Origin of the sequence: Mesorhizobium sp. M1227 (assembly GCF_040318315.1) — a bacterium.
Classification (GTDB): Bacteria; Pseudomonadota; Alphaproteobacteria; order Rhizobiales; family Rhizobiaceae; genus Mesorhizobium.
In genome coordinates, this window is the sequence record NZ_JAMYLZ010000021.1 from 43,788 (window position 1) to 57,999 (window position 14,212).

Below are 14,212 nucleotides of genomic sequence, written 5' to 3' on the forward strand. Positions count from 1 at the left end.
CATTTGGCCGGCGTCCTCGCCATCGAGCGCTGACGAGCGACATATCCCGAGGACGCCGCCATGGCTGCGAGACCCGCGTGCGCCGCATATCAGTATCCGCTGCTGATCAAGCAGCTGTGGCATACGCCGCTCCTGCAGGCACCCGATCAGGAGATCGTCTATCGGGACAGGACTCGGTTTACCTACCGCCAGTTGCGCGAGCGCATCGGGCGACTGGCGTACAGTCTCGACAGGCTTGGTGTACGCGCCGGCGACACCGTCGGCGTGCTCGACTGGGACAGCAACCGGTTCCTGGAAGCCTATTTCGCGGTTCCCATGATGGGCGCGGTCTTGCAGACGGTGAACGTGCGTCTGTCGCCGGAGCAGATCGCCTACATGATCGATCATGCGGGGTCGTCGGTGCTTCTCGTCAATGACGACTTCGTCCCGGTTCTTGAAGGCATCAAGCAGCAACTGCCCAAAGTGAAGACGCTGATCCTGATGTCGGATCGAGCGGTGCCTGAGACAGGTGGGCTTTCCTTCGCCGGCGAATATGAGGAGCTGCTGCGCGGCGCTTCGCCCGACTATGCTTTCCCAGACTTCGACGAGAACAGGATTGCCACCACCTTTTATACGACGGGCACAACGGGTGCGCCGAAAGGTGTCTACTTCAGCCATCGCCAGCTGGTTCTGCATTCGCTCGCCGAAATGGCCTTCCTGGGCAGCGCTGCGAAACAAGGCCGGTTCTGCCGCGACGACGTCTACATGCCGATCACCCCGATGTTTCATGTCCACGCCTGGGGGTTTCCGTGGACGGCGACGCTGTCCGGCGTCAAGCAAGTGTATCCGGGACGCTACGATCCCGCCGTGCTCCTCGGGCTGATCAAGACCGAAGGCGTAACCTTCACGCACGGCGTGCCGACGATCCTGCAGATGCTGCTCGGCGCGGCCACGGCGGCAAACACCGATCTCGCCGGCCTGAAGATGGTGATCGGCGGATCCGAACTGCCGAAGGGGCTTGCCAGACAGGCGCTGGCGCTCGGCGTCGACGTCTATGCGGGCTACGGCATGTCGGAGAGTGCACCACTGCTTTGCCTGGCGCAGGTGAAATCCGCCGATCTGGCAGGCGGCTCCGATCAGGAGATCGATATCCGCACCAAGGCCGGCATGGCCGCGCCGCTGGTCGATATCCGTTTGCTCGATAGGGACCGCAGCGAGCTGCCGCATGACGGGAAAACGCCGGGCGAAATCGTCGTGCGCGCGCCCTGGCTCACGCAGGGCTATGTCGACAACGCCGAAGCGTCAGAGCAGTTATGGGCCGACGGCTATATGCACACCGGCGACATCGGCGTCATCGAGCCTGACGGATACGTCCGCATCGTCGACCGGATCAAGGATGTCATAAAGACCGGTGGCGAATGGGTGTCATCGCTGCAGCTCGAAGATATCCTGTCGCAGTGCCAGGGTGTGTCGGAAGCAGCCGTCATCGGCGTCAAGGACGACAAATGGGGGGAGCGACCGCTGGCGCTCGTCATCCGGGATGCTCGCATAGGCGGCGATGTCACCGACACGCAGATAAAGGCGCATTTGAAAACCTTTGCTGATGCCGGCGTGATATCGAAATTCGGAATCCCGGACAAAATCCTGTTTGTCGATGCGCTCCCCAAGACAAGCGTTGGCAAGTTCGACAAGAAGAAGCTCAGAGAGCAATACAGGGAACACTAGGTCACAATCGTTCCCGCGGACGCCGCGGCGCGCGCCGCGCGGCACCGCAATCCGAGATAGGGAGGGCCGTTTGGGCCGCCTTGCGCGTGGCGGCAGAGTGCGCAGAAACAACCAAATCGCAGCATGCGGATGCAAGCGACAGACATCCCTCCCGGCTAAGCTTCCGCTAATATTCCGACACCGTATGGACCGTTTTTCAGGCAATCTTTCGGAAGGCTCACCACAGGCAAGCCAGCAGTGGATGAATGGTTGGCCGCATGTCGAACAAGCCCCTCATTGCAGACATATATGGATTGACGATGTGAGATCGTCTTTCTCGAACGCATTCGCTGGATTTGCCAATACCAGCTTGCAGATTGTGGCCTGGGAGGAGAGGCGAAAACTCCTGAAGCTCGCCAATCGCCCGAATGAGGCGAGGGGATAGTCCGTCTCCGGCGCAGCAGATAAGGTGACCGTGCCACCTTTGCCGGATCGTTAGCGGTCCTCTGTTACATGGTCTCCGGCAACAGGCAGGTCCGAATCTGGAGGCCGGCCATGGAGCGACCCGTGTCAAAGGACGGTGACGGAGCCGAAGCGGCTCCATTCAGCAGCGAGCAAGAGCTTCGCCTGTTGGTGGAAACGCTTCCGACGCTGGTGTGGCAAGCCGAGCCCGAGGGGAATATCGAGTACGTCAACAAGCGTGTGCTCGACTATTTTGGCGCGCCGCTGGACGAAATCACCGGCTGGGGATGGGTGGATAGAGTTCATCCGGATGACGTCGCTTTCAAGGTGAAGAATTGGCTCGCAAATCTCGAGACCAAAAGTCCTTCCGATGTGGTCTGCAGATTTCGCGGAGCCAATGGCCAGCATCGCTGGTTCAATGTGCGGGGAGCACCGCTGAAGGCCAGCGACGGCCGCGTGCTCCGCTGGTACGGCGTCCTCATCGACGTTGACGATCAAAAGAACGCAGAGGAGGCCGTTAGGGAGAGCGAATACAAGCTCCGTCAGATCTTTGAGACAGTGCCAGGACTCATCTGGTTGGCCGAACCCAACGGCAACATGTCCTATGTTAACCAGCGCATCTTGGACTATATCAGCGCGCCATTTGAAGAAACTATTGGCAGTGGTTGGGAGGCATTCATACACCCCGACGACCGTCCGGAAACGGCAAAAGTTTTCCAGCAGGCAATCCAGACCGTAACTTCCTACGAGATTGTGCACCGTCTGCGTCGGTCGGATGGCGCATATCGCTGGCACCATACCCGTGCCGAACCTATGCGAGATCAACAGGGAAACGTCATCCAGTGGTACGGCCTTTCTGTCGACATCGACGAAGCCAAACGAGCCGAAGACCGTCTGCGCCGCAGTGAAGCCTTCCTGGCTGAAGCACAGAGGCTGAGCCATACCGGTTCCACGAGCTACAACGACACCACGCTTCTCTACTGGTCGGAAGAGACTTACCACATCTTTGGGTTTGATCCGGCACGGGGTCTTCCCAGCTTCGAAGCGGCGACGCAACGGGTCCACCCCCACGACCGGGACCGGGTGGTCGCAACGGCTGAGCGCGCGTACACCGAGAAAGGAGGCTACTCGATCGAGTACAGAATCGTGCTGCCCGATGGAACGGTCAAACACCTCGACACAATCGGCCGTCCTGTTTTTTCTTCGGACGGAAGGATTGTCGAGTTTTTCTGCATAAACATGGACGTGACGGAGCGCAAGCAAGCCGAAGACCAACTGCGGCGCAGCGAAGCCTTCCTGGCTGAAGCACAGAGGCTGAGCCATACTGGCGCCTCGGCCTATACCGCGACAAAGATTCTCTATTGGTCGGAGGAGACTTACCGCATCTGGGGGTTCGATCCGGAACAAGGCATTCCGGCTCTTGGTGCTGTGACCCAACGGATTCACCCCGACGACCGTGACCGAGCGCACGCACAGCCCGTACGCGCGCTCAGCGACAAAATAGGCTACTCGCACAGCTACAGAATCGTACTGCCCGACGGAACGGTCAAACACATCGAATCGGTTGGCGAACCTGTGTTGTCCTCAAGCGGGGAGCTTGTTGTTGAAGTTGTCGCCACACAGATCGATGTTACGGAACGCAAGAGAGCCGAAGACGCCCTACGGGAAAGCGAACATAGGCTCCGTCAGATCTTCGAAACGGTACCCGGCCTGCTCTGGTCAACGGACCCCGCCGGCGAACCCACCCAACTCAATCAGCGCATGCTGGACTACACCGGCATGCTGTTCGAGGATTTCAAGCATGGCGGATGGGAGGCTTTCCTGCACCCAGACGACTCTTCCGAGACCATAAGGGCTCTCCAACAAGCAATTCAGACCGGAACGTCGTACCAGGCTGTGCACCGCCTCCGTCGAGCGGACGGCGAGTTTCGCTGGTACCATACGCGCGGCGAACCTCTACGCGACCGGCAGGGACATATTGTCCAGTGGTACGGCCTGTCTGTCGACATCGATGAAGCCAAGAAGGTCGAAGACCGGCTACGTCGCAGCGAAGCCTATCTGGCGGAAGCACAGAGGCTCAGTCACAGCGGTGTTTCGGCCTACAACGAGACGAAGATTCTCTATGGATCGGACGAGACTTTTCGCATCTGGGGGTTTGATCCGGCGGAAGGTGTTCCGAGCCGCGAAGCGGTGTTCCAACGGATCCATCCGGGTGACGTCGACCGACTGAACGAAGTGGTTCAGCGCGCGGTGATCGAGAAGAGAGGCTACTCGATCGGCTACAGGATCGTGCTGCCCGACGGAACGGTCAAACACCTCGAAACGATCGGCCAAACTGTGTTCTCACCAAGCGGGGAACTGGCTGAGATTGTCACCACACAGATCGATGTGACGGAGCGCAAGAAAGCCGAAGACCAGTTGCGGCGCAGCGAAGCCTATCTGGCGGAAGCGCAAAGGTTGAGCCACACCGGTACCTGGGCCCTTAATACGACAACGATGCAATATCTTTATTGGTCGGACGAGAGTTACCGAATCTGGGCGTTTGATCCACGGGACGGCCTTCCGAGCCGCGACGCTTTGTGGCAGCGGATCCACCCAGACGATCGAGATGGAGTGTGGGCAAGAATCCAGGAGGCGTTGCGCCACAAGGAAGATTACTCGGGCGAGTTCAGAATTGTGCTCCCCGATCGGACGGTCAAACATCTGGCGGCAACCAGCCATCACCTGTTCTCCACGATCGGAGAACTTGCCGAAGTGATCGGCACAAATGTCGATGTGACGGAACGCAAGCGCACCGAGGAGGCAGTGCGCGAGAGCGAGGCGAAATTCCGCGACTACGCCGAAAGTGCCTCCGACTGGTTTTGGGAAATCGGTCCGGACTACAGGTTTACGCTCCTGACCGACAATGCGTTTGGTGCGGACTCGGCTGATCGAATCGGCATGGCGTGCTGGGATCGCGCTCTCGATCTTGAAACCGAGCCAGAGAAATGGCGGCTTTTGCGGGCAACTCTCGATGCACGCAAATCGTTCCGTGACTTCGTATATCACTCCGCTCGCCAGAACGGCTCTTCCATCCATGTGAAGGTGACCGGCAAGCCGGTGTTTGACGCCGAGGGCGAATTCCGTGGCTATCGCGGCACCGGCACCGACGTGACAGCATTCATGCGCGCGCAGGAAGAGCATGAGAGGCTGCGCCAGCTGGAGTCGGATCTCGCGCATATGAACCGCGTGAGTGTAATGGGAGAACTGACCGCCTCGCTGGCCCACGAGATCACGCAGCCGATTGCCGCGGCGCGCAACAATGCCCGAGCTGCGATGCACTTTCTGGACAGAAATCCACCGGATCTGAGCGAAATCCGGGAAGCGCTCGCCTCTATCGTTGACGATGCCGACCGAGCCGGAGATATCATCGACCGCATCCGTGATCACATCAAGAAAGCGCCCCCGCGAAAGTCTCGTTTCGATCTGAACAAGGCGATCGACGAAGTGATTGGATTGGCGGGAAGTGCAATCACCGAGAACGGAGTCTCGGTCCGAACCCGCCTCGCGGAGGCGCTGTCTCCTGTCGAAGGGGATCGCGTTCAATTGCAGCAAGTCGTGCTGAACCTGATCTTGAACGCGGTCGAAGCCATGAGCACGCTCAAGGCCGGGCCACGGGAGTTGTCGATCAGCACCGAGCAAGCCCAGACCGGTGGAATTCTCGTCTCTGTGCGCGATTCAGGTCCGGGCATCGATCCGGATAATCTCGATCGCGTTTTCCAGGCTTTCTACACCACGAAGTCAAATGGGGTAGGAATGGGACTGTCGATCTCCCAGTCGATCATCGAAGCCCACGGGGGCCGGCTGTGGGCAGACATGAATGCATCAGGTGGGGCCGCACTTAGGTTTTCCTTGCCCGTCGATGGCAAGGAGCTCACGAATTCTCATCGCCCGGTCGACAAAACTGCACAGCCTCACGAAGCCACCCTATCAGGTGCCGCTCATCAAACGGCTTACGAAGGTAGCAAACGACCCCGACGCTCAGGGCGTGGATCTGATCAAGGTCGTCGGGGTAGGCCATAACGAGGATCGTCGGAATCGCGTGACCCGCCTCGATCAAGTGTCTATGGGTTGGCGACCCGTCATCACGACATACGTGCTAACGATTCTCGAGCCTCTGATATGTGAGCATCTTGCTGCTCATACGAGCGCAAGGTACATTCGGGCGGGATTCTACGGCCGATGGTTAGTTGGAATCTTGCAGAAACGACGATTTTACGACTGACTTGGCGACGTCCAGGCGTTTCGCACTCGGTCGATCGGAATCAGGATCGAGAGATCGGAATGCCGCGCCGTCCACTTCAGCGAGTTCAGGCTTCGCTAGCCGCTCGGCTCTTCTTCGTCGAGCGGAAGACAAAATCCGAGATCGCCGATGATCTTGGCATCTCGCGTTTCAAGGTCGCTCGGCTTATCGATGCGGCGATAGAACAGAAGATCATCGAGTTCGTCATTTCCGAGCCTGAGGACTTGAATGCCAAACTCGGAGAAGCGGTCCGTCGCATCTATGGCCTCAAGGCCGTACTGGTGCTGGATGGGCCCGACCTTTCGACCAGCGCTCTGACCACACCGCTCGGCAATTTGGCCGCTTCGTTTCTCGACGAGACGCTTGTCGATGGCCAGCTTCTCGGCATTGCCTGGGGGCGGACACTGGCAGCCATGGCCAAGGCGTTGACCCATCTGCCAAAGGTAGATGTGGTACAGGTCGCCGGCACGCCTGCCGGCCTCGACACCTCGCAGACACCGGTGGAACTGGTACACCGCCTTGCCGGCTTAAGCGGCGGCATCGCGTATCCGGTCTACAGCCCGATGTGGTCTGAAGACCCCAAACTGATCCAGAGCCTGCGCAACGAACCCTCGGTGGCAAACGCCATCGGCAAATATGACAGCCTCGATGTATTGGTCATTGGGTTGGGATCCTGGATTCCCGAGGAATCTTGCCTTTCGGCCGGCTTTCCGAAGGCATGGAGAGAAAAGGCGATCGCGGCGGGCGTGCGGGCCGACGTCTGCGGTACATTGATCGCCGCGGACGGTCGCGAAGTCCCAAGCGAGCTCGACGACCGTGGTCTCAGCATCAACAGTGCACAAATACGCCATATCCCCGATGTCATCGGAATTGGCGGCGGCCTCGAAAAGGCAGACGCGATTGCGGCGGTTCTGCGCGGCCGCTGGATCAATACGCTCATTACCGACGCGGGTGTTGCGCGACGCCTAGTCAGCTAGACGCAGCAGTTTCATTCAATCCAACAGACCTCTTCCGGACGCAGCAGCTTCATCCAATCCAGTGGACCTCTTCCGACCGAAATATCGAGCCGGAATTCGGCGTCATTTTATCCGCTCAAATGAGCGATATTGAGCTCTATTGACGAATTTACAATCGATTGTTACCGTCACGTCTGCGTGGCCGTTCGCTCGACGCTATCGACAGGGCCTTCGTTCGATCAACGGGCTACTAGCGGCAGCAGGCGCAAGGTTCTGGCCACCGGCAGCGGTCTTTCAGGTTAGGTCGCAAAGCCGCCGCGCATACGCTCACGGTGTGTGCCCCCGCTTCCTACCTGCCGGCCATGGAGCGATCTATGTCAAAGCATTGCAACGGAGCCCGGGCGGCCCTTCGGGAAGGCGAATTCACGCTTCGTCAAATCATCGAAACGGTACCAGGCCTCATCTGGTCAAATGGCCCCGACGGCGAACCGACCCATGTAGGTCAGCGCCTGTTGAGTTATAGCGGCATGCGATTTGAGGAGTTCAAGCAGGGCGGTTGGGAGGCATTCGTACACCCGGATGACTATCCGGAAACCGCGAAGGCTTTCTATCACGCAATTCAGACCGGCACGGCGTACCAGGGTCTGACGCGTCTACGCCGGGCGGACGGCGAGTTTCGTTGGCATCACGCTCGTTGCGAGCCTCTGTGCGACCGGCAGGGACGCGTTGTCCAGTGGTACGGCTTGTGTGTCGATGTCGATGAATGCAAGAGGGCCGAAGATCAGCTACGCCGTAGCGAAGCCCATCTGGCCGAGGCACAGAGGCTGAGTCATACCGGAGTGTCGGTTGGCAACGAGTCGACGATTCTCTATTTTTCGGAGGAGGCTTACCGGATCTGGGGATTTGATCCGGCACTGGGTATGCCGAGCCGCGAAGCGGTGTGGCAACGGATCCATCCAGACGACCGGGACGGGGTGCGCGCGAAGGCCGAGCATTCGTTCAGCGAGAAAACAGGCTACTCGCACGGGTACAGAATCGTACTGCCCGATGGAACGGCCAAACACCTCGAATCAATCGCCCAACCCGTATTCTCGCCAAGCGGGGAGCTTGTCGAGATGATCGGCACACAGATCGATGTGACGGAAAGCAAACACGCCGAGGAGGCCCTTCGGGAAAGCGAATACAAGCTCCGTCAAATCTTCGAAACGGTACCAGGTCTCCTCTGGTCAGCGGACCCCGCCGGCGAACCGACCCAACTCAATCAACGCCTGTTGGACTATACCGGCATGCGATTTGAGGACTTCAAGCATGGCGGTTGGGAGGTCTTCCTGCATCCTGATGACATTCCAGAAACCGCAAGCGCTCTCCAGCACGCAATTCAGACCGGAACTTCGTACCAGGCTGTGAATCGTCTGCGTCGGGCAGACGGCGAGTTTCGCTGGCACCATACTCGGGGTGAGCCGCTGCGCGACCATCAGCGACGCATCGTCCAGTGGTACGGCTTGTCCGTCGACATCGATGAGGCCAAGGAGGCCGAAGAGCGGTTGCGCCGCAGCGAAGCCTATCTGGCTGAAGCGCAAAGCCTGAGTCACACCGGTTCCGCGGCGTACAACGATACAAAGATTCTCTATTGGTCGGACGAGACGTATCGAATTTTTGGGTTTGATCCGCGCAACGGTCTCCCGAGCCGCGAAGCCGTTGAGCGAAGGATACATCCCGATGATCTGGAACGGGCGCGCGAAAAGGCCCTGCGAGCGGTGCGGCAGAAGAAAAACTATGAACTCCAGTACAGAATCGCACTGCCGGCAGGACTCATCAAATATATCGAATCGACCTCCTATCCCAAGTTCTCGGCAAGTGGAGACCTTGTGGAGGTTGTCAGCACACTCCTCGACGTGACCGAACGCAAGCACGCCCAGGAGGAGCATGAGAGGCTGAGTCAGCTGGAGGCGAATCTAGCGCACATGAATCGCCTGAGCATGATGGGAGAACTGGCCGCCTCACTGGCCCACGAAATCACGCAACCGATTGCCGCCGCCCGCAACAACGCCCGTGCGGCGATGCATTTTCTGGACAGACATCCGTCGGATCTGGACGAAATCCGAGAAGCGCTCGCCTCTGTCGTCAGCGATTCCGACCGAGCCGGGGATATCATTGACCGCATACGTGACCACATCAAGAAAGCGCCGCCGCGAAAGTCTCGTTTCGACCTGAACGGGGCGATAGATGAAGTGATCGGGTTGGCGCAGGGCGCGATCAACACGAACGGAGTCTCGGTCCGTACTCTTCTGACGGAGGCGCTGGCTGACGTCCAGGGGGATCGTGTTCAGCTGCAACAGGTCGTGCTGAATCTGATCCTGAACGCGGTCGAAGCCATGAGCACAATCGAGGCAGGGCCCCGGGAGTTGTTAATCAGCACTGACCAAGCCCAGACCGGTGGAGTTTTTGTGTCGGTGCGCGATTCAGGGCCTGGCATTGATGCCGACCACATTGATCGTATTTTCGACGCTTTCTACACGACGAAGTCGAGCGGCGTAGGGATGGGACTGTCGATCTGCCGGTCGATCATCGATGCCCACGGTGGCCGGCTGTGGGCAGACAAGAACGCATCAGGTGGGGCCATGCTTCGGTTCTCCTTGCCCAGCCCAGACAAGGAACCCACTATTTCTCGTCACCCGGACGACCGAACTGGAGAGCCTGACGGAGATTCCGTATCAGATGCCGCTCATCAAACGGCTTACGAAGGTAACAAATAACGCCGTCGTTCATCGCGCGGGCCTGGTCAAGGTCATCGGGGTAGGCCGTAATGAGGATCGTCGGGATCGCGTAACCAGCCTCGATCAAGTGGTTATGGAGTTCGAGCCCTGTCATTGCCGGCATATTGACGTCAGCGATCAGGCAGGCGGTTTTGCCGAGGCAAGGCGACGCGAGGAAATCGGCTGCCGAAGGGAAGATCGCAACGTCGTAACCGAGCGATCTCATGAGCCTTTTCATGGATTCGCGAAAGAACTGGTCGTCTTCGACGACCGAGACCAACGACACTACCGGCATAGGTGTGCTCCGGAATGCGCAGGAATTGCGGTGCGGCGCCCCGACAACGCCCCCGCACCCCCCATGCGATGGGTCAGCCTGCGCCCAAGAGTGAGGCAGGAGCAATACTGGTGTTCGTAAACTTTGGCTTATGCCGGGACGCAAATTCCGCCGCCGTATGGCGGGATGCCCGTCAAGCGGATCGCGGCGCGCATAAACTTTCGTTTACGCCCGCGCACACGTCGGAGGGAAAATGAGACTGTTCATGGCCATCGGTCGGGACTAAGTTTGCAGCGGAGGAGCCACGCGAACCTTGCAAGCCGAGACAAAGGCTCATTTGCACGCCCTTTGATCGTGAGCAGCAGTGATGTCGGATGCGAACGCTACCATCCTGGTCATCGACGATGATGCGGCCCTGCGAGCCTCGATCGGTCGTTTGTTGCGATCGCTCGACCTGGAGGCCCGGCTGTTTGCCTCAATCCCGGAGTTTCTCAAGGCGGATCCGCCGAACGGTCCTACTTGCCTGGTGCTCGACGTCAGATTGCCGGGACGAAGCGGCCTTGATCTTCAACGCCAGCTCGCGATGGCGAACCGGGAGATCCCGATCATCTTCATCACCGGCCATGGCGACATCGCCATGTCGGTGCAGGCGATGAAGGGCGGCGCCATTGAGTTCCTGACAAAGCCGTTTCGCGATCAGGAACTCCTCGATGCCATCCAGCTCGGTCTCGCTCGCGATCGTGCCCGGCGGGAGAATGAAGAAGGTCTGGTCGTCCTCAGGGAGCGGTTCGCGTCGCTGAGTCCCAGGGAGCGCGAGATCATGATCGAGGTCGCGCGCGGTCGACTCAGCAAACAGATTGCCGGCGATATCGGCATCGCCGAAGCCACTGTGAAGGTGCACCGCAGCCGGCTGATGCGAAAGATGAAGGCCAACTCGCTTCTCGCACTCAGCCGAATGGCGGAAAAGCTGCAACTGGTTCCCGACCAGGAACCGCAATACTCCTGAAGCGAAGCCGCATCGACCGGGGTGGCTCCAACGATATTTGGTCTGCGGTTATTCCCGGTGTAAGCCAAAGTTCAGTCCAGTGAGACCATGACGCTATTGCGCGCCACCCGCGTGCAATAGATCGCCGCATTGCGGACCGTCAAACTGCCCGTCACCACGGAAAGTTCCATGCTCCGGCCCTCCTTGAGAGGCGGCGCATGACGTTCGGCCCGGCTGGTACCGATGTTTGTTGAGGGTTCGATATGGACAGGCAATACAGCGAGGCTGCAGATGTTTCATCTCAAATCGATCTTGAGTTTGGCTCGCTGGCGAACAGCCTCGTGTTGCTGCTTGAAGCAGCCCAAAGCGAACTCGAGCATGACCAGGATGCCGCAAGGACCTCGTTGGCTGCGGCGTCATCCATCCTCCAGTTGGAGATCGAGCGCCGTTCTGGCGTCAACAGTTCCAGAACGGGTGGATTGGCGGGTTGGCAGATCGCCCGGGTCCGTTCCTTCATCGACCGGAACCTGCATCGAACGATCCATGCGAGTGATCTCAGCGAGGTTGCGCGGCGGAGTACAGCCCACTTCTCACGCTCGTTCAAACAGGCATTCGGAGAACCGCCGCATGCCTACATCGTGAGGCGGCGACTTGAGGAGGCCTGTCACCTGATGCTGACCAGCGCAGCTTCGCTGAGCGAGATCGCTTTGAGCGTCGGATTTTCCGACCAGGCGCATTTGTCCAAGCTTTTCAGGCATGCCTTTGGCGAAAGCCCCGCCAACTGGCGGCGCGAACGCGAGACCCTGTGGCGCCGCTGACTGCATCAGCCCGACAGACCCCTGTTGCTGCGCTTAAAAGCAACTGCGGACCACCGCAGCAATCCGCTCCAAATCCTCGCAGTTCCAACCAAGATCGGCCATCGGGGACGCCGCATATTGAGGGCTCAAAAGGGTCTTAACAGGTGCTAGGCGGCATGAGCAGGCAGGTAGCAGACATCATCGTTGAAACGCTGCAGAACGCAGGCGTCGAACATTGTTACGGCGTCGTCGGCGACACGCTCAATCTGATCGCGCGTTCGCTCGAGCGAAGCAAGATCGAGTGGGTGTCGGTGAGGCACGAGGAGGCCGGCGCTTTCGCCGCGCAGGCCGAAGCACAGCTGACGGGTCATTTGACGGCCGTCGCCGGAAGTTGCGGCCCGGGCAGCCTGCATTTCATCAACGGGATTTTTGAAGCGAACCGAAACCGCGCGCCCGTCATTCTCATTGCAAGCCAGATTGTCCGCGACGAACTGGGCTTCGACTTCATCCAGGAGGTCGATTTCAAACAGATCTACCAGAGCTGCAGTGTCTTCTGCGACATGATCCATACGCCGGACCAGGCGCGACGCAAAACCGTCATCGCCTGCCAGACCGCCTTGTCGAAGCGGGGTGTCGCCGTTCTCATCGTGCCGGCCGACGTTTCCGCCTCGACAGTGGCCGACGACATTCCCTATGCAGTTCACGTTTCAGCGCCCATTGTTCGTCCCAGCGAAGCCGATCTCGATGAGATCGCAGGGATACTCAACAGCAGCGGCAACCTTGCCATCTATGGCGGAGCCGGCTGCCAAGGCGCGCATCAGGAAATCCTGGCCGTTGCCGAGAGGCTGAAGGCCCCGATCGCTCATACCTCGCGCGGCAAGGACTTTCTCGAGTTCGACAATCCCTACAATATCGGCATGACCGGCATGCTCGGCAACGAGGCCGCCTATCACGCCCTGCTCGACTGCGACACGCTGCTGCTTCTGGGCGCCGATTTTGCCTGGCGGCAGTTCTATCCCGACAAGGCGAGGATCGTTCAGGTCGATATCGACCCGACGCATCTCGGGCGACGGCATCCAGTCACAAAGGGCGTTGTCGGCGACGTCAAGGCAACCCTGGAAGCATTGCTGCCGAAGCTGGTCGAGCGCACCGACGCCTCCTTCCGCGACCAATACGTTCGGCGCTATGCCAAAGCCAGACAATCGGAAAAGACGAAGGCCGTGGCTGGTCGTGACGGCTGCATTCCCGGAACCTATTTGACCGAAGCGATCAACCGCCACGCAGCGAAAGACGCGGTTTTTTCGGCGGACGACGGCACACCGGCCGCCTGGCTTGTCCGCTACATCGAAACCAATGGTCAGCGCCGCACGTTTGCCAGTCTGCTGCACGGAAGCATGGCTGGCGGCATGCCGTCGGCCATTGGGCTGCAGAAGTCTCAGCCAGGCCGCCAGGTTATCTGTCTGGCCGGTGATGGAGGGCTCTCCATGCTCTTCGGCGACCTGATGACCGTGGTCCAGGAGCAACTGCCGATCAAGATTGCGGTGTATGACAATGGCAAGCTCGGCTTCGTGGAAATCGAGCAGAAGGCCGAGGGCATGCTCGATACGTTCACGCGGCTGAAAAACCCAAACTTTGGCGACGTTGCACGAGCGCTCGGTCTTTGGGGCCAAACGGTTTCCAAGGCGGACGACCTCGAGGCAGGCGTCAAAGGCTGGCTTGCGCAACCGGGGCCTGCTCTGCTGCACGTGCATGTCAGCCCATTGCAGCTGGTCATGCCACCCTTCATGGCAGCGGCGCCGGCAGTCGGCATGGCACTCTATTCGGCGCGCGCCGTTTTGCACGGTCGCGGAGGGGACGTCTGGGAAATGGTGAGGGAAAACTTCCTTTAACCTGCCGCCGATCTGTTTCGCAGCAAAGACGGTTCCGCGACTGTGGACTGGGATTTTCGCAGCCCGGCGGTTCACGGAACCGCGCTTAAAGCTCAGCGTTTCATTCCACAAATCGTCACTGCACCGAA

8 protein-coding genes are annotated in these 14,212 nt (G+C 59.3%); 7 read left to right on the forward strand and 1 reads right to left on the reverse strand.

The genetic code is table 11. The features are described 5' to 3' along the window. Window positions 1-60: 60 nt before the first annotated feature. From NKH28_RS22145 to NKH28_RS22160, 4 genes are all read left to right on the forward strand, one after another. Complete coding sequence (locus NKH28_RS22145) at window positions 61-1,704, forward strand: fatty acid--CoA ligase (RefSeq protein ID WP_352980426.1); 1,644 nt, start codon at window positions 61-63, stop codon at window positions 1,702-1,704. Between the two features lie 534 nt (window positions 1,705-2,238). Beyond that, the gene (locus NKH28_RS22150) at window positions 2,239-6,207 is read left to right on the forward strand and encodes a PAS domain-containing protein (protein ID WP_352980427.1); all 3,969 of its coding nucleotides are present in this window, start codon (window positions 2,239-2,241) and stop codon (window positions 6,205-6,207) included. 261 nt (window positions 6,208-6,468) lie between these two features. Further along, on the forward strand, window positions 6,469-7,404 hold the full coding sequence (locus NKH28_RS22155) for a sugar-binding transcriptional regulator (protein WP_352980428.1): 936 nt from the start codon (window positions 6,469-6,471) through the stop codon (window positions 7,402-7,404). Window positions 7,405-7,757: 353 nt separating this feature from the next. Beyond that, window positions 7,758-10,139, forward strand: a complete 2,382-nt coding sequence (locus NKH28_RS22160; RefSeq protein ID WP_352980429.1) for a PAS domain-containing protein — start codon at window positions 7,758-7,760, stop codon at window positions 10,137-10,139. Here the strand turns inward: NKH28_RS22160 and NKH28_RS22165 are convergent. Next, window positions 10,045-10,434, reverse strand: coding sequence for a response regulator transcription factor (locus tag NKH28_RS22165; protein WP_352980430.1), 390 nt, complete (start codon window positions 10,432-10,434; stop codon window positions 10,045-10,047). The genes NKH28_RS22160 and NKH28_RS22165 overlap by 95 nt on opposite strands. A 346-nt stretch (window positions 10,435-10,780) precedes the next feature. Between NKH28_RS22165 and NKH28_RS22170 the strand changes: the two genes are divergently transcribed. The 3 genes from NKH28_RS22170 (at window position 10,781) to NKH28_RS22180 (ending at window position 14,084) form a co-directional block, all read left to right on the forward strand. Further along, on the forward strand, window positions 10,781-11,419 hold the full coding sequence (locus tag NKH28_RS22170; protein ID WP_352980431.1) for a response regulator transcription factor: 639 nt from the start codon (window positions 10,781-10,783) through the stop codon (window positions 11,417-11,419). A 242-nt stretch (window positions 11,420-11,661) separates the two neighbouring features. Next, the gene (locus tag NKH28_RS22175) at window positions 11,662-12,216 is read left to right on the forward strand and encodes a helix-turn-helix domain-containing protein (protein WP_352980432.1); all 555 of its coding nucleotides are present in this window, start codon (window positions 11,662-11,664) and stop codon (window positions 12,214-12,216) included. A 155-nt stretch (window positions 12,217-12,371) separates the two neighbouring features. Continuing rightward, window positions 12,372-14,084: a thiamine pyrophosphate-dependent enzyme gene (locus tag NKH28_RS22180; RefSeq protein WP_352980433.1), complete on the forward strand. Its 1,713-nt coding sequence runs from the start codon at window positions 12,372-12,374 to the stop codon at window positions 14,082-14,084. The last annotated feature ends 128 nt before the right edge of the window (window positions 14,085-14,212 follow it).